The organism is Mesorhizobium intechi (genome assembly GCF_002879535.1).
GTDB lineage: Bacteria > Pseudomonadota > Alphaproteobacteria > Rhizobiales > Rhizobiaceae > Mesorhizobium > Mesorhizobium intechi.
The window spans coordinates 14,324-28,871 of the sequence record NZ_PNOT02000243.1 but is presented as its reverse complement, the minus strand read 5'-3'; the positions used below and the strand labels follow the sequence as shown (position 1 = coordinate 28,871).

The 14,548-nt window shown below is 65.4% G+C and carries 14 protein-coding genes; 7 read left to right on the top strand and 7 right to left on the bottom strand.

Annotated features, from left to right (window positions below; all coding sequences use genetic code 11):
- The first annotated feature begins 51 nt into the window (after window positions 1-51).
- From C1D09_RS33225 to C1D09_RS21410, 3 genes are read left to right on the top strand one after another with little or no spacing between them, the layout of a single operon-like run.
- On the top strand, window positions 52-198 hold the full coding sequence (locus C1D09_RS33225; RefSeq protein WP_167514703.1) for a hypothetical protein: 147 nt from the start codon (window positions 52-54) through the stop codon (window positions 196-198).
- Between the two features lie 8 nt (window positions 199-206).
- Window positions 207-1,826: an ArnT family glycosyltransferase gene (locus C1D09_RS21415; RefSeq protein WP_143976193.1), complete on the top strand. Its 1,620-nt coding sequence runs from the start codon at window positions 207-209 to the stop codon at window positions 1,824-1,826.
- Complete coding sequence (locus C1D09_RS21410; RefSeq protein ID WP_143976192.1) at window positions 1,823-2,983, top strand: glycosyltransferase family 2 protein; 1,161 nt, start codon at window positions 1,823-1,825, stop codon at window positions 2,981-2,983. The genes C1D09_RS21415 and C1D09_RS21410 overlap by 4 nt, the downstream gene beginning before the upstream one ends.
- 516 nt (window positions 2,984-3,499) lie before the next feature.
- Here C1D09_RS21410 and C1D09_RS21400 read toward each other — a convergent pair.
- The 4 genes from C1D09_RS21400 to C1D09_RS21385 form a co-directional block, all read right to left on the bottom strand.
- A complete protein-coding gene (locus C1D09_RS21400; RefSeq protein ID WP_143976190.1) occupies window positions 3,500-4,873 on the bottom strand; it encodes a HAMP domain-containing sensor histidine kinase in 1,374 nt (457 codons plus the stop codon).
- Window positions 4,870-5,553: a winged helix-turn-helix domain-containing protein gene (locus C1D09_RS21395; RefSeq protein WP_143976189.1), complete on the bottom strand. Its 684-nt coding sequence runs from the start codon at window positions 5,551-5,553 to the stop codon at window positions 4,870-4,872. The genes C1D09_RS21400 and C1D09_RS21395 overlap by 4 nt, the downstream gene beginning before the upstream one ends.
- A gap of 90 nt (window positions 5,554-5,643) precedes the next feature.
- The gene (locus tag C1D09_RS21390; RefSeq protein ID WP_143976188.1) at window positions 5,644-6,438 is read right to left on the bottom strand and encodes a COG4705 family protein; all 795 of its coding nucleotides are present in this window, start codon (window positions 6,436-6,438) and stop codon (window positions 5,644-5,646) included.
- Between the two features lie 124 nt (window positions 6,439-6,562).
- Entirely contained in the window at window positions 6,563-6,820 is a 258-nt protein-coding gene (locus tag C1D09_RS21385) for a hypothetical protein (protein ID WP_143976187.1), read from the bottom strand.
- A 264-nt stretch (window positions 6,821-7,084) separates the two neighbouring features.
- On the opposite strand from C1D09_RS21385, the gene C1D09_RS21380 reads away from it, so the two are divergent.
- The gene (locus C1D09_RS21380; RefSeq protein WP_143976186.1) at window positions 7,085-7,720 is read left to right on the top strand and encodes a methyltransferase family protein; all 636 of its coding nucleotides are present in this window, start codon (window positions 7,085-7,087) and stop codon (window positions 7,718-7,720) included.
- A 28-nt stretch (window positions 7,721-7,748) separates the two neighbouring features.
- Entirely contained in the window at window positions 7,749-8,843 is a 1,095-nt protein-coding gene (locus C1D09_RS21375) for a peptidase C39 family protein (RefSeq protein WP_143976185.1), read from the top strand.
- Here the strand turns inward: C1D09_RS21375 and C1D09_RS21370 are convergent.
- On the bottom strand, window positions 8,840-9,325 hold the full coding sequence (locus C1D09_RS21370; RefSeq protein ID WP_143976184.1) for a hypothetical protein: 486 nt from the start codon (window positions 9,323-9,325) through the stop codon (window positions 8,840-8,842). The genes C1D09_RS21375 and C1D09_RS21370 overlap by 4 nt on opposite strands.
- 218 nt (window positions 9,326-9,543) lie before the next feature.
- On the opposite strand from C1D09_RS21370, the gene C1D09_RS21365 reads away from it, so the two are divergent.
- Entirely contained in the window at window positions 9,544-9,909 is a 366-nt protein-coding gene (locus C1D09_RS21365; protein WP_143976183.1) for a RidA family protein, read from the top strand.
- A 132-nt stretch (window positions 9,910-10,041) separates the two neighbouring features.
- Window positions 10,042-11,277, top strand: coding sequence for an amidohydrolase/deacetylase family metallohydrolase (locus C1D09_RS21360; RefSeq protein WP_143976182.1), 1,236 nt, complete (start codon window positions 10,042-10,044; stop codon window positions 11,275-11,277).
- A 163-nt stretch (window positions 11,278-11,440) separates the two neighbouring features.
- Here C1D09_RS21360 and C1D09_RS21355 read toward each other — a convergent pair whose 3' ends face one another.
- Both C1D09_RS21355 and C1D09_RS21350 read right to left on the bottom strand, forming a co-directional pair.
- Window positions 11,441-13,231, bottom strand: a complete 1,791-nt coding sequence (locus C1D09_RS21355; protein WP_143976181.1) for a flavin-containing monooxygenase — start codon at window positions 13,229-13,231, stop codon at window positions 11,441-11,443.
- A gap of 64 nt (window positions 13,232-13,295) precedes the next feature.
- Window positions 13,296-14,237, bottom strand: coding sequence for a MurR/RpiR family transcriptional regulator (locus C1D09_RS21350; protein ID WP_143976180.1), 942 nt, complete (start codon window positions 14,235-14,237; stop codon window positions 13,296-13,298).
- Between the last annotated feature and the right edge of the window lie 311 nt (window positions 14,238-14,548).

Genomic DNA, 14,548 nt, shown 5'->3' with positions numbered 1-14,548 from the left:
CGGCCAAGATCATCCCAGAGCCGAAAGCCTGTCGTGTTCCGAGAGGTGGCTTTGACCGTACCGCGCAATATTCCCGCCCAGGCTGCCCAGCGGATCTGGATCAGGACCGGCATCGTCCTGCTGGCTGTCGCCTGCCTGACAGTCGTCATGGTGGGAAATGGCCCGGCGCCGGAGTCCCACATGTTCTGGTTCTGGTAGGAAACCAGATGCAGATCGAAGAGACCTTGCAAGGCGCCGGCGTAGCCACGTGGCCCGCTTCCGGCGAGGCGCGCGCTCTTCCGTTGCACCCGGCCTCCCAGATGGCACTTCTCGTCGCCGTGTTCCTGGTCTTCAGGATCGGGCTTGCATCGGTCATTCCATTGTCGATCGACGAGGCCTACGCGGTCGTGGTGTCGCGCAGCCATTCGCTTTCCTATTTCGATCATCCGCCGATCGGCTTCGCGATTGCCCGGTTCATGGCGGATGTCTTCGGCTGCGAATGCCGGCTTGTGGTGAGGCTTCCCTATGTCGTGCTCGGCTCGCTGTCGGCGCTGCTGCTGTTTGCACTGACCCGATATGCCTATGGTGCCGTCGCCGCATTCTGGGCCGTGGCCTGGTATACGGTCGCCCCGTTCTTTCTCATCTCCGCCGGCCATTTCGTCGTTCCCGACGGGCCGCTTGATTTCTTTCTGCTGGCCGCCGCCTGCCTGGCCGCGCCGATGCTTCTCGGCGCTGATCCGCGTTTTGCGTTTCTGCGCTGGTGCGCGGCCGGCGTGGCGCTCGGGCTGGCGCTGATGTCGAAATATCAGGCCGGTCTGTTCTGCATCTCGGCGCTGCTGGTCCTGCTTTCGACGAAACCCGGCCAAGCCCAGCTCCGGACTGCAGGGCCATGGGTTGCAGGCGCCATCGCGGCACTTGGCCTGCTGCCGGTCGTGATATGGAACATGGACCATGGCTGGATTTCCCTGGCATTCCAGTCCGGACGGGGTACTGCCAACGACGGCCATCTGCTGCATCCCGGCAACCTCGCCGTCACGTTGCTCGGACAGGCGCTGTATGTCTGGCCGCCGATCTGGGCGGTCGCCATGGCGTGCCTGTGGCGAGGCGCCTGGGGCGGCACGGCGGCCGATCGCCTCTTCGTGCTGCTCGCGGCGCCACCTGTCGTGTTCTTCGACCTGATCGCCCTGGTCAGCGCGCACTCGCTGCCGCACTGGTCGATGAGCGGCTTCCTGTTTGCCTTTCCGCTCGTCGGTCACTGGTGCGGCGCATTCTCGTTGCGCAGGCCAAGACTGCTCGTGGTGTCCATCGTCGTCGCCGCCGCCGTCGTTCCGCTTCTGGCCACCGGGTTCGCGGTGCAGGCGACGACCGCGGCATTGACCAGGCCCTTTTTCCAAAGGGCGTCGAAGTTCGACGTCAACTGGCAGCTCGTCGATTGGTCCGCGCTGACGGACAGCAAGGTCGCCGACGAGATCAGGCGCGCCAACGGATATGTCGTCGCCGCGAACTGGATGCAGGCCGCCAAGCTGGCCTACGAACTTGGTCCGGACACTCCGATCGAGGTGCTTCCCGGAGATCCGCGCCACTTCCAGTTCATGGACGACAGGCGCCTCGCCAGTCAAACCCAGGGCTTTTTCATCGGCGCCATGAATTTCCGCGACGACGAGGCCGCTCAGGAGAAAGACTATCGCGACAGTGTCGGCGGCCTGTTCGTCGTCGACGGCGACGCCCGGCGCATGACGCAGCGGCTTTCCGGCTTTCCGGTCTTCGACATGCTGATTCTGCCCGTGACGCGGTCGGTGCCGCCGCTCCCGGCAGCCAATGTCCAGCCGCCTGGGGGACAGCCATGAACCAGGCGGCCCCCAGGCACGGCGCCGTGGCATTGGCGACCGACAGCGCATTCCCCGTCGCGGCCCGGCATGGCGGCCCGGAATTGACGATCGTGGTTCCGACGCTGAACGAGCGCGCCAACATCGGCCTGCTGGTGGCCCGGCTGCGGCAATCGCTGGGACCCATCGACTGGGAAGTGGTCTTTGTCGATGACGATTCGAAGGATGGCACGATCCTGGCGGTCCGCGACATTGCCGCCGGCGATCACCGTGTTCGTGGCATCAGGCGCATTGCCAGGCGCGGCCTTGCCGGTGCCTGCCTCGAGGGCATCCTGTCGAGCTCGGCGCCGATCGTCGCGGTCATGGACGGTGATCTGCAGCACGACGAAAAATGCCTGCCCGCCATGTTGGCGATCCTGCAAGGCGGCGAGGCGGAGCTGGTGATTGCCAGCCGTTACCAGAGCGACGGCAGTGCAAGCGGCGGGTTCACCAGGCTGCGCTCCGGCGCCAGCCGGCTGGCGACGCGGCTTGCGCGCCAGCTTCTGAAAACACCGATCAACGATCCGATGAGCGGGTTCTTCATGCTGCGCAGGGAAATCGTCGACGCGGTGGCGCCCCGGCTGTCGCGGCAAGGTTTCAAGATCCTGCTCGACATTGTCGCCTCTTCGACAAATGCCATCAGGATCAAGGAAATCCCTTACGTCTTTGGCCCGCGCCTGCACGGGGAGAGCAAGCTCGATTCCCTTGTCGCGCTTGAATATGCCGGTCTGCTGGTCGCGAAAATGTCGGGAGACCTGATCTCGACGCGCTTCCTTGCCTTTGGCCTGGTCGGATCCGCCGGTGTTGTCGTCCATCTCGCGGTCCTGCATGCATTGCTGCCGCACGGGCTGTCGTTTGCCGTCGCTCAGACAGCCGCCATGTTCACCGCGATGGCCTTCAACTACACGCTGAACAACGCCTTCACCTATCGCGACCAGCGCCGGCGCGGCTGGCGATTCCTGACGGGCCTCGTCATGTTCGCCGGGCTTTGCAGCTTCGGCGTCGTGGCAGGTGTCGGCGTATCGACGCTTCTTTATAGTGGCCACTCACGCTGGTGGGTTGCCGGCCTTGCCGGCGCCGTCGTCGGCGCGGCGTGGAACTACATCACCAATTCCGCCATCACCTGGCGCCGGCAGTAGAGCTGTTCGCCGGTGCACGGATACCCGATGCGGATCGCGGCGCCGGCCGGCAGCTGGCCCGCTTGACGGCGCTCACACGCGCGGCGCCCGACCGGATCGACGCCATGGAGGGTCCGAGCGGGGCTTGTCGTCGACCATCCCGTCGACGCATATCGACCGACGAAAGCGGGGCTTCTACCGATTTGTAAGAACCCGGCAAGGCGGCAGTATTGCCACGGCAGGCTGGATTTCCGGCTCTGCAGGCCGGTCGCGTTGGGAGGATCATCATGCGGGGTCGCGGCCATTCCCCTCGTTGGGGCAACTCGATCTGCTTTGCCACATCGATGGCGCTGGTGGCCATGATCTGTCTTCTGGTCATGCCCGGACATCCGACGGGGTTCGACGAGCACCCATACCTGCCTTGGATGTGGTGATGGAGCCGGGACGTGGGCGAGGTCTGGAAACCCGACCGGTTCTCACTTCCTTTCTGGCTAGTTACGGGCGGAAGATCGTCTCGCGCGTTTTCGCGGAATTGCCCTAAGAAGCGGTGAGCAGAGGGAAGCTCACCACCACGGCAAGGCCGGGCCGGCAATCCTCGAGCGCAATCGATGCGCCGTGCAGCTCGGCGATGGCCCTGACGAGGCTCAGCCCAAGGCCGCTGCCCGGCGTCGAGCGGCTGTGGTCGAGCCGGTAGAGCCGCTGGAAGACTTTTTCGCGTTCGTCCGGGGGAATGCCGGGTCCATTGTCGGCGACCGCGGCGAGGACATGGTCGCCGTCGCGCGCCACCGACAGCTTGATGGTCGTGCCCGGCGGGCAATGGCGCAGCGCGTTCTCCACCAGATTAGCGAACATCTGCGTCAGCAGTTCGGGGTCGCCATGGATGCGGCCGGCGGGCCGGTGCAGCTCGACCGACGACAGCGACTTGCCGTCATCCTCGGCCACGTCGGTGTAGATCTCGGCGATGGTTTGCAGAATCTCGCCGAGGTTGACATCGGTGAACCGCGCCTTGCGCGCGCCGGCCTCGATCTGGGCAATGCGCAGCAGCGCGTCGAACGTCTCGTTGATCTGCAGGCTCTCGGCATACGCCTCGGCCAGTTCACTGCCGACTTTCTGGCCCGACAGGTTCTTTTCCGACGCGCTGTCGAGGATCATCTGCAGCCGGTTGAGCGGCGTCTTCAGGTCATGCGCGATGTTGGTGCTGACCTGCTTCATGCCGTCCACCAGGCCCGACAGGCGATCGAGCGCCGCGTTGACCTGGCTGGAGACGACGTCGATGTCGTCGCCGTTGCCGGTCAGCGGAATGCGCGTATCGAGCCGGCCGTGCGAGACGTCGACCATGGTGGCGGCAATGCCGTCGAGGCGGAGCTGGACACGCGAGGCAAGCAGCGCGCCGCCGGCGACCGCCAGCCCGGTGATGATCAGGGTCGCCCAGCCGAAGCTCATCAGCATGATCGTCTCCAGTTCCTCCGTCTCGGACAGGCTGATGGCGACCGTCAGGGTGTTGCCGCCGACCGCGCCCGAATAGGCGCGGTACTGAGTACCTTGGGGCAGGCCGGGCATTTCGGCGCCGAACATCGAAAAGCCGTCGGGAAGCCCCGCTGCGGTGAAGTTGCCGGCCAGCCGGTTGCCGGCAGCGTCGGTCAGCGAAAACAGCTGCTCCTTCCTCGGGCTGCGCGTGGAGTGGCTCTCGATGGTCTCGACCAGTTCCTTGGAATCATTGTCGGCATTGCTCGCGGCGATGACGGCGTAGGTGTCCTTGATGGTGTCGTCGAGTTGCTCCGCAAGATCGGCGCTCATCATCTGGTAGACGATGGCGCCCGCGAGGATGAAGGCCAGCATGAACAGGAAGGCGAATGTGAGGGCGAGCCGGAACGGCGTGCTGCGCAGCAGGCGAGACCAGCTTGCGGTCATGGCGCAAGCGGCGCGTGCAGGCTGTAGCCGGTGTTGCGGATGGTGTGGATGAGCTGGGTCTCGAACGGCTTGTCGACCTTGGCCCGCAGCCGGCTGATATGGGTCTCGACAACGCTGGTCTTGGGATCGAAATGAAAGTCCCAGACGCGCTCCAGAAGCATGGTGCGGGTGATCACGCGGCCCTCGCCGCGCATCAGCACCTCCAGCAGGCTGAATTCGCGTGGCTGCAGGTCGATCGGCCGACCCTGGCGCGTGACACGCCGCATGATGAGGTCCATTTCGAGGTCGCCGACCCGCAGCATCGTCTTTTGCTCCTGCGCCGCCGGCCTGCGCCCGAGCGCATTGATGCGGGCAAGCAGTTCGGAAAAGGCGAAGGGCTTGACCAGATAGTCGTCGCCGCCGGCCTCCAGGCCTTCGACGCGGTCGTCGATGCCGCCGATAGAGGTGAGGAAGATCGCCGGCGTGCGCACGCCGGCCGCGCGCACCGCCTTGATCATCGACAGGCCGTCCAGGCCCGGGATCATCCGGTCGGCGACGATCACGTCATAGTTGCCGCTGGTGGCGGCGAAAAGCGCGTCATGGCCGTTGCGCAGGAGGTCGCAGACATGGCCGGCCTCGGCCAGTCCCCTGACGATATAGTCCGCCGTCTTGTGGTCGTCCTCGACAAGAAGAAGTCGCATCGCTGTTCCGGTTGAGAGCCGATATCGGGCACAGGCTATCACCGGCATGGCCCCGATCATAGAATGGCACAAGCGGCCAAACGTCGAAGCCTAATCATGTTCCAGCAGGATCTCGTCGGCATCGTCGGCGATTTTCTTCAGCGTCATGTAGAGAACCAGTGCTGCGATGCAGCCCAGGAAGATCAGGCTGGTAAAGGTGGTGCCGAAGCCGAGGCCGCCATATTCGACCGGCTGCGACAGGAGATCGCCGAAGGAGGCGCCAAGCGGGCGCGTCAGGATATAGGCCAGCCAGAAGGCGAGGATGGCGTCGAGGTGGCTGACATAATAGCCAAGCGCGATCAGCGCGATGACGCCGCCGAACATGAGGCCCGACTGGAGATAGCCCATCTCGAAAGTTTCCGCGACGAGATCGCCTGCGGCGGTGCCGAGCGAGAAGGTGAGCAGGATCGCCAGCCAGTAGAAGATCTCGCGCCTCGTGGTGAAGATGGTGTGGATCGACAGCGTCCGCTCGCTGGCGTGCCAGACCGCGAAGGTCGCCACGAGCGCGACCGAGAAGGCAATCGTCGTCGTCTGCAGGCGCACGCCGAAATTATCGACGAGGTTGTCCGTGATCAGCGTGCCGACGACGCTGATCAGCACCACGGCCAGCCAGTAGGCCCAGGGCACGTAGCGTTTCTGCGCGAACTGCAGGACAAGGGCGACGATCAGCACGCCGGTCATGATCACCGAGGTCACGGTCAGACCGAGCCCGAGATTGACGGCGAGATAGTCGGCCGCCGTCTCGCCCATGGTGACCGCCATCAGCTTGACCAGCCAGAAATCGAGCGTGACCTCCGGAACCCTGTTTTGGTTCGGGCCGGCAGGCTGCTTGTTGGTTGGGAGCATGGCTGAGGTCCTGAGGTTGACGGTTACGGCGGGATGAAAGCGCAGCGCGGGGGATTTGCATGCATGTCATGTCTCAGTCGCGGCACACCTCGGATGAGGCCCGACGGTGCCTGGACGACATGGATTACTTGCCCATGACTTTCATGGCCTGGGCGAAGAAGTCGTCGGCGCGCTTGTCGTCGTCGGCATTGCAGCGTTCGATGCCCTTGGTCTCCAGCTCCGAGACCTTGTTCTTGTCGGCGTCGTTGAGCTTGGCTGTCGCTTCAGCGGCACGAAGGGCTTTCAGACTTTCCTCACAAGGCGCGGGTGCCGCATAAGCGGTGGAAATCGCTGCCGAGACAGCGAGGGTCCCCACTGCGATGGCAACTGAAAATCGTCTCATGAAACCATTCCCTATCTGATGCCGGTGGACCGGCTGCCGTAATTGAAGCCGACCCCTAATTGGCGGACCGGCATCGGAACGATAAGGAAGCGACTTCGCTCCAGCCTGTCCCGAGGCATACAAATTCGTAAGGATGGCCGTGATTGGCGCAAAAGGCCTTTACGAATGCCGCAAGCTGCGCTGATAGAAAGCGACGGCCTTGTATCCGCCATCAATGGCGCGCCCCAGTGGCTGAACCCGTAATCCGTGGCCCGGAAAACACGAATGACCTACGCGTCCCTCAAGCCGGCTTCAAAGGCTTTCGTCCAGCGCAAGCGGCTGGTCTTCGTGCGCGTGGCGGCGGCGCTGGCGGTGCTGCTGCTGTTCCTCACCAAGCCTGCGCTCAGCGAAGGTTCCAACGGCCACGAAATGCTCGAATTCGTCGGCTTCTGGCTGGTGCTGGCCTGCGTTGCCGGCCGGCTGTGGAGCATCCTCTATGTCGGCGGAAAGAAGAACGAGGAGCTGGTTTCGACGGGGCCGTTCTCGATGAGCCAGAACCCGCTCTATTTCTTCTCGACCGTGGGAGCCGTCGGCATCGGTCTGGCCTACGGTTCGCTGGTGGCGGCAGCCGTGCTTGGCGTGGCCAGCTTTCTCATCTTCCGCGTCACGGCGCGCAAAGAGGCCGAATATCTGCTGGGCAAGTTCGGCCCGGCCTATTCCGCCTATATCAAGAGGACGCCGCGCTTCTGGCCGAACCCGCTGCTCTACCGCGACGACGACCAGCTGCAGTTCTCGACCCGCGCACTCAAGCGCACCTTCCATGACGGGCTCTATTTCCTCGCGATCTTCCCTGCAATCGAGCTGATCGAGTATCTGCGGCAGGCGGGCCTGCTGTTCCCGGCCTTCATCACGCTGTACTGACCGGCCATTGTCCGGCTAATTTGCGGGGATGCGGCACTTCAATGAGCCTGTGGTATCGGCTGAAGGCGAAGGCGCCAGGGTGACGGTCTTCACGGCCGAACACGGGCCCGTCTGGGCCGACCTGATTGCGGCGGTGCCGGCCGAGGCCGGCGATCGCCTGGCAGCGCTGCGGCAGATCGCCGGGGTCACCGGCGTGGCGCACTACAGCGAGGGCCGCCCGGAGGCAATCGTGGTCGGCCAGCGCCGGCCGGCGGCAGCCATGATGCGCATCGCCTTGTTCTGGTCTGCTCCGACCTTCATCGCCGGTGACGTTGCGCGCGTGCTGGAGGGGCTGGAGAAGGAGGCGCTTGCGCAAGACGTGCCCTGCCTGCGTGCCGACGAGGATACGGCGCCCCGCATCGGCGGCCAGTGGCAGCGCCGCGACGGGTTCCTGCAACGCTGGATCGGCAATGAACCGGCCCGCCGACAAGGACAGGTTCCGCCATCCTGGCCGCAGACGGCGGGGTTTACGTGCGGGCCTTCGGCGTTGGCCATGGCAATGGCCGCGATCGATCCGGCCTTGCTGCCCGACCGGGCGCTGGAGCTCGAACTCTGGCGTGAGGCGACCACCATCATCGGCCCGAACGGTCCGGGCGGCTGCGATCCCTACGGCCTGGCGCTGGCAGCGCGCCGGCGCGGCCTGCGTGTCGAAATATTCATGAGCAGCGCAGAACCGGTTTTCCTCGACCGGGCCAGCTCGGAAGAAAGGCGCGGGCTGATGAGTTTCGTGCAGGCCGGCTTCAAGCGCGAGGCCGAAGCCGCGTCATTGCCGATCGAGACGCGCCCCTTTGCCGTCGAAGAAATCGGCCAGGCGCTCGATCGCGGCCTGTCGGCGCTGGTGCTGATCGACCAGGCGCCGATGATGGGCCACACCTGCCCGCATTGGGTGCTCGTCCATGGCCATGGCGACGGCGTCTATTTCCTCAACGATCCCTGGATCGAGCCAGACCGGCTCGAACAGAAGATGGACGTCGTGGATCTCCCGGTCAGGGCGGCGGAGCTCGACCGGATGGCTTGGTACGGCAATCCGGCCTGTCGCGCCGCCGTTCTTGTCGGGCCGGGTCCAGCGACCCGGAAGGGCTAGGCTCCCAGCGGATACGGGATGTAGCCGACGAAGCCGGCGATCTTCCAGATGCCTTCGACCTTGCGGCAGAAATACAGGGTCTGCCATTTCAGCCGGTCGAAGCTGCCATCCGCCTTGGCGACGGAGCCGTCGAACTTCTTGTGCAGCACGGCGCGGTCGCCATCGACGTCGATGTCGCGCAAATTGGTGACGCGAAACAGTGCCTCGCGCAGCGGCTCGGCGAACTTGGTCGCCGCCGTCTCCCTGGCCTGCCGCAGCCACTCGTCGCGATAGATCTCAAGCCGCGGGAACTGCAGCCGCCAGGCATCGGCATTGGCGAGGAAATGCGCATGCATGCCGAAGAAGCTTTCGGCGATGAAATCGTGCTCGACCATGGACCAGTCCTGGCCGATGAAGGCGTCGATGTCGCGCCGCACCAGCATCTCCCACAACGCATGGCGGTCTGCATCGCCTGAAGGAAACGGGTTCTTGTCGAAGGTCATTCTCGGTTTCTCCGGTCTCGCGCAGGCATGTGTCCGCTGCGGCCCGCAGGCCGCCGGCCGGTGCGCACGATGCAAGCGCTTCTGTAATAAAGCAACACGGATTTCGAAGAATGTTGCTTTCCAACAAGGGCCCTATCGGGAGCGCCCCGATCGCGGTAAATCTGCGCGGAAGCGGGCGCCGCCCTGGTGCCCCTTGCCGCGATTGGAGGAGCGATACCTTGCCCAAGCAGACTTTTGGAACATCCCATGTGCCGCTGTCGCCCGCCGTGCGGGCCGGTGACTTCGTCTATGTCTCGGGCCAGGTTCCGGTCGGCGGCGACGGCATCGTGGTCAAGGGCGGCATCACCGAACAGACCGAGCAGGTGCTCGCCAATGTGAAGGCAGCGCTGGCCTTGGCGGGCTGCACCCTGGACGACGTGGTGAAGACCACCGTCTGGCTGGAAGACGCGCGCGATTTCAGCGCCTTCAACGCGGTCTACGCGAGGCATTTCCCGAAGAACCCGCCGGCCCGCACCACGGTCGAATCGCGGCTGATGATCGACATCAAGATCGAGGTCGAGGCGGTCGCCTACAGGCCCGTCTAGAGCATTTCACCGTTTCGCGGAAACGGCGAACCACTCCAACTCATTGTTTTGACGCAATTCCGGACGGGAAACCGCTGACGCTCTTCCTGGATTTGCTCTAAAGCGGCAACGCGCAAACCGGAGGTACCCCTCATGCAATTCGACCTCCTGCTGAAGGGCGGACGGCTCATCGATCCGGCGTCCGGCATCGATGCGCCGCGCGATGTCGCCATCGCCAGTGGGCGGGTCGCGGCGGTGGACGCCGATATCCCGGTGGATCGCGCCAACGAGGTGGTCGACGCGGCCGGCTGCATCGTCGCGCCTGGCCTGGTCGACCTGCACAGCCACGTCTATTGGGGCGGCACCTCGCTCGGCGTCGATGCCGACCGGCTCGCCGCCAACAGCGGCACCACCACCTTCATCGATGCTGGCAGCGCGGGCGCCGGCAATTTCCTTGGCTTCCGCCGCCATGTCATGGAGCGCTCCAGGGTGCGCATCCTGGCCTATGTCAACATTTCCTTTGCCGGCATCTTCGGCTTCTCGCAGTCGGTGTCGGTCGGCGAGTGCGGCGATCTTCGGCTCTGCGAGCCGCGCGAGGTGGTCGCCGCCGCGCGCGAGCACGCCGATGTCGTCGTCGGCGTGAAAGTCCGCTCGGGCAAGCATGCCGGCGGCACCAGCGGCATCGCGCCGGTCGATTTGGCGCTTGAGGCCGCCGACAAGGCCGGCCTGCCGCTGATGGCGCATATCGACGAGCCGCCGCCCGGCCGCTCGGAAGTGCTGCCGCGCCTGCGCCGCGGCGATATCCTCACCCATTGCTTCCGGCCGTTCCCCAACGCGCCGGTCTTCGCTTCCGGCGCGGTGCGGCCCGACATGCGGCTGGCGCGCGAGCGCGGCGTCATCTTCGATCTCGGCCATGGCATGGGTTCGTTCGATTTCGAAGTGGCGCGCGCCATGCTTGCCGAGGGGCTGGCGCCGGACGTCATTTCGAGCGACGTGCATCTCTACTGCGTCGACGGGCCGGCTTTCGACATACTGGTCTGCATGTCGAAGCTGATGGCGCTCGGCATGCCGCTGGTCGAGGTGCTGCGCGCCGCGACGCAAGCGCCGGCGCGGGCGATCGCCAGGCCGGACCTTGGCACGCTGGCCGTCGGCACCGTCGGCGATGTCACCGTCCTTCGCCAGCGGTCCGGCCGGTTCACCTTCGTCGACGCGGTGGGCGCCTCGCTGGTCGCCGACCAGCGGCTGGTGTCGGAAGGCATCGTCATCGGCGGCACCTGGTGGCCGAACGAGGCGGTGAACGATGTCAGCGAGACCGAGCGTTTCGAGGCGCACACGGCGCATACGCATGTCGAGGTGGCGGCCCGGCATTTCGGGCACCGGCACGAGTGAGGGCGTGGCCTTCCCCTCTCCCCTCGTGGGAGAAGGTGGCCTCGCGACGCGAGGTCGGATGAGGGGGTTCCAGCTCGGCGCCGACGGCACTCCGTCACCCACCCCGCATCCGCCAGGGCGCCGCGCGCCGATCCACCTTCCGCCACAAGGCGGGAGGAAAGAGCTAACGCCCAGCGTTGCTCGGCTTTCCGTAAACCGGCGTGGCGATGCCTTCCATCCGCGCCTTGATCTGCAGCGCCACGTATTTCGAGTAAAACCGTGACAGCGCCAGATTGCCGCCGTGGAACCACAGCCCTTCCTGCGCCGTCGGCTTCCACATGTTGCGCAATTCGCCTTGCCAGGGGCCGGGGTCGCCCTTGACGCCCGACCCGAGGCCCCAGCAGGGGCCGACCTTGTCGGCGACTTCGCGCGAAACGAGCGCGGCGACATTCTCGTTCATCGACTGGTACCCGGTGCAGGCGATGATGGCGTCGGCCTCGAGTTCGCTGCCGTCCTCGAACAGGATGCCCTTTGCCGTCAGCGCCTTGATGGCGACGCCGCTGCGGATGCCGATCTTGCCGTCGATGATCAGGTCGCAGGCGCCGACATCGATGTAGTAGCCCGAGCCGGTGCGATATGCCTTCATCAAGAGGCCGGTCTCGTCGTCGCCGAAATCGATGGCGAAGCCCGAGGCGCGCAAGCGGTCGTAGAAGGCGGCGTCGCGGGCCTTGATCACCTCGTAGAGCGCGCGCTGGCCGTTGGGCACCAGCGCGAAGGGCGTCGAGGCGACGATCATGTCGGCCTTTTCGGTGGTGATGCCGCGCGCCAGAGCGTTCTCCGAGAAGATCTCGAAGCCGACCTCCATCAGCGTGTCCGACTTGACCACTGTGGTCGGCGAGCGCTGGATCATGGTGACGTCGGCGCCGCTTTCCCAGAGATCGACGCAGACGTCATGCGCGGAACTGGCCGCGCCGATGACGGCGACCTTCTTGCCGCGGTATCTGTCGCCGCTGGCATACTGGCTGGAATGCACCAATTCGCCCTTGAATGCGCTGGCGCCGGGCAGGTCGATCTTTCGCGGCGGGCCGTAGGCGCCGGTGGCGAAGACGACATGCTTCGGCTTCAGCGTGATCTGCCGGCCGACGCGGTCGACCACCACGGTCCACTCCCTCCGCGCCTCGTCATAGGAGGCGCTGAGGCACTTTGTGGCGACCCAGTAATTGAGCTCCATGACGCGCGTGTACATTTCCAGCCAGTCGCCCATCTTGTCCTTGGGCGTGAAGACCGGCCAGTTTTCCGGGAACGGAATGTAGGGCAGATGGTCGTACCAGACCGGATCGTGCAGCACGAGCGTGCGGTAGCGGTTGCGCCAGGAATCGCCCGCGCGCGCATTCTTCTCGATGATGATCGTCGGCACGCCGAGCTGCCGCAGCCGCGCGCCCAGCATGATGCCGCCCTGCCCGCCGCCAATGACCAGGCAATAGGGCTGCTCGGTGACGCCGAGCTCGCGCGTCTCGCGCGCCCGCGCCTCCGCCCAGGTCTCGCGTTCGGGGTCGGCCTTGTGGCGCACGCCGAGCGGCCGCGCCAAGCCCTTGCGCTCCTCGAACCCCTTGAGGTCGGTCATCGCCGTGAACAGGGTGCGGCAGCGGCCGTCGCGCAGGCGCATGATGCCTTGGCCGGAAGCCACAGCGGTCTCGAAGGTGAACCAGGCTTCGATCGTGCCCTCGTCCGAGGTCGCCTCGCCGGTGAGCTGCCATGCGGTGGGTTTCGTCGTCGCCAGCGTTGCCTCGAGCATGGCGGCGATGGCCTCGCGGCCTTCCATGGTCGTGACGTTCCAGGTGAAAGTCAGAAGATCGCGCCAGTAGCAGTCGTCGACGAACAAATTGCTTGCCGCCGTCGCATCGCCGGCCGCGAGCGCCTGCGCCAGGGATTCCAGCCATGCGGCTGCCTGTTTCGTCGGTGCCATTTCGAGCATGTCTTTCCCTCTCACGTTGACGGCTTTCCTTCTCCCGCAAGGGGAGAAGGAAAAAAGCTGTGCCCTAATCCCCGAGCGGCTCCATCTCCTTGCCGGTCCGGTGGATCTGGGCGTTGTATTTGATGCGGCGGACCGTCTCGCGCGCCGAGCCGTCGAGCTTGTAGGCGGAGGCCACGGCCAACAGGTCGATCGCCGCCAGGAAGGCGAAGCGCGAAGCGGTCGGCTTCAGCGTGTCGGGATATTCGGGTACCGCCACCGTCAGCCGGACATCGCAGGCGCGGGCCAGATCGGTGTCGGGCGCGGTCACGGCGATGGCGTCGGCGCGGTAGTGCTTGGCGAGCTCGACGGCCTCGATCACCTCGCGCGTGCGCCCGGTCGCGGAAATGGCGATCACCAGGTCGCCTGGCTTCAGCGTTGAGGCGCTCATGCGCATCAGATAGGGATCGCACTGGGCGTTGACCGTGATGCCGTAACGAAACAGCCGGTACTGCGTTTCCTGCGCCAGCGCCGAGGAACTGCCGCCGAGGCCGAAGACGGTGACCTGGCGTGCCTTGGCGATGAGTTCGGCTGCCTTCCGCAGCTGGCCCGGGTCAAGCTGGCGTTCGGCTTCCTGCAATGCCCGGCGGGCCTCGCCGAAGACGGCGTTCCAGAACGGCATGCCATTGTCGTTGCCGATGGCCGGCGGCTTGGCAAGATAGAGCGCGCCGACGACGAGGCTCTGCGCCAGCTTCAGCTTGAAATCGCGCACGCCCTCGCAGCCGATGGCGCGGCAGAAGCGGGTCACCGTCGGCTCGCTGACCCCGGCGCGCTCGGCAATCGCCGCATTGGAGGCGTCGACGGCGTATTTGACATTGTCGAGCACGACATCGGCGACGCGGCGCTCCGCCGGGCTCAACTGCGCGTAGGAATCCTTGACCAGCGAGATGATGTCGGGGATGCGCCTGATGTCGCGTCCCTCCGGCTGGTGACTTGCCACGGGCTCTTGCTGGCTGTCAGCTTCGGTCATGAAGTCGGTCTTCCCTGCCTTTTCGACCTGACCTCTTACCATGTTTGCACGCCGACGCTGAACCACCTGCCGCGTCCATTCGGCTACCACGACATGTCGGAGACGGATATCGACCGTTCCGCCGCTTCGGCGCAGCTTGAGCAGGAGATGCCCTGGAGGGATCGGCGGCCGCGCCTTTAAAGCCGCGCCGCGGCGCAAAATCCGCTCCGCCGCACCCGCAACCAGTCCCGGCATGGATCCTCGGGTCTGCGCCGCTGCGCAGCTGCTCCGCCCGGGATGACGAAGGTGGAGGAGCACGGCCAATCTGCGCA

Coding starts and splice junctions, on each gene's coding strand:
- C1D09_RS21415 (WP_143976193.1), top strand. CDS start 207: ATGCAGATCGAAGAGACCTTGCAAGGCGCCGGCGTAGCCACGTGGCCC.
- C1D09_RS21410 (WP_143976192.1), top strand. CDS start 1,823: ATGAACCAGGCGGCCCCCAGGCACGGCGCCGTGGCATTGGCGACCGAC.
- C1D09_RS21400 (WP_143976190.1), bottom strand. CDS start 4,873: ATGACCGCAAGCTGGTCTCGCCTGCTGCGCAGCACGCCGTTCCGGCTC.
- C1D09_RS21395 (WP_143976189.1), bottom strand. CDS start 5,553: ATGCGACTTCTTCTTGTCGAGGACGACCACAAGACGGCGGACTATATC.
- C1D09_RS21390 (WP_143976188.1), bottom strand. CDS start 6,438: ATGCTCCCAACCAACAAGCAGCCTGCCGGCCCGAACCAAAACAGGGTT.
- C1D09_RS21385 (WP_143976187.1), bottom strand. CDS start 6,820: ATGAGACGATTTTCAGTTGCCATCGCAGTGGGGACCCTCGCTGTCTCG.
- C1D09_RS21380 (WP_143976186.1), top strand. CDS start 7,085: ATGACCTACGCGTCCCTCAAGCCGGCTTCAAAGGCTTTCGTCCAGCGC.
- C1D09_RS21375 (WP_143976185.1), top strand. CDS start 7,749: ATGCGGCACTTCAATGAGCCTGTGGTATCGGCTGAAGGCGAAGGCGCC.
- C1D09_RS21370 (WP_143976184.1), bottom strand. CDS start 9,325: ATGACCTTCGACAAGAACCCGTTTCCTTCAGGCGATGCAGACCGCCAT.
- C1D09_RS21360 (WP_143976182.1), top strand. CDS start 10,042: ATGCAATTCGACCTCCTGCTGAAGGGCGGACGGCTCATCGATCCGGCG.
- C1D09_RS21355 (WP_143976181.1), bottom strand. CDS start 13,231: ATGCTCGAAATGGCACCGACGAAACAGGCAGCCGCATGGCTGGAATCC.
- C1D09_RS21350 (WP_143976180.1), bottom strand. CDS start 14,237: ATGACCGAAGCTGACAGCCAGCAAGAGCCCGTGGCAAGTCACCAGCCG.